Genomic DNA, 702 nt, shown 5'->3' on the forward strand with positions numbered 1-702 from the left:
TCCACGCTCAGGGATGAGCCGACTGATACCCCGTCATGAAACGCGCCCCTTTTCTCTGTAAGCAGTCTCCGGACCGCACGCTCGAAGTGGTGATCCTTGCCGGAAGCCTGGCATGGGAGACCTCACACGTGTGGCGAAAAGATCCCGACCGGGAAGATGATGTTCCCCCGATGGTACTCGGCCCGGATGAACTGGCCGATCTGAGCAATCTGACCATTATCAGGCCCGACACGCTCTACGTCCGGGTACTTCGCACCGGCGATATCAGTGAAGAAGAGCTGCTGAAAATTGCCGTAAAACTGGCGCACGCGGGCGTGCAGATGGCCCGGCTGATGACCCCTGACGGTGAGTTACTGGAGAACTGGACCGGACAGCTTGAACGCCTGCGACAGGAAAGACCTTCTGACATCCTGCCGGATCACTTCCGCCTCGATGAAGAAGCACTGTGGTTTGATAAGCTCACCGAACGGCGCGACGGTGAAAGCGATGTCCAGCCCCAGCGCATCTGTTCCCCTCTGCGCGTCACTGCCATCACCTGCGACAGCCATGACGGCAGCTATGGCCGCCTGCTGGAATGGCACACCACCACCGGGCAATTGCGGCGCTGGGCCATGCCGATGGCGATGCTCAGCGGCAACGGCGAGGAGCTGAGGCGCATTCTGCTGGAGAACGGCCTGACCTATATCTCCACCCGCCCTGCCC

Annotated in this window: 1 protein-coding gene; it reads left to right on the forward strand. The window is 60.7% G+C overall.

The window, feature by feature from the left end:
• Positions 1-35 precede the first annotated feature (35 nt).
• On the forward strand, positions 36-702 hold a 667-nt coding region (locus AC5O77_RS21820), incomplete at its 3' end, for a DUF927 domain-containing protein (RefSeq protein ID WP_494507181.1).

The organism is Stenotrophomonas sp. INTA L402-1 (assembly GCF_059295135.1).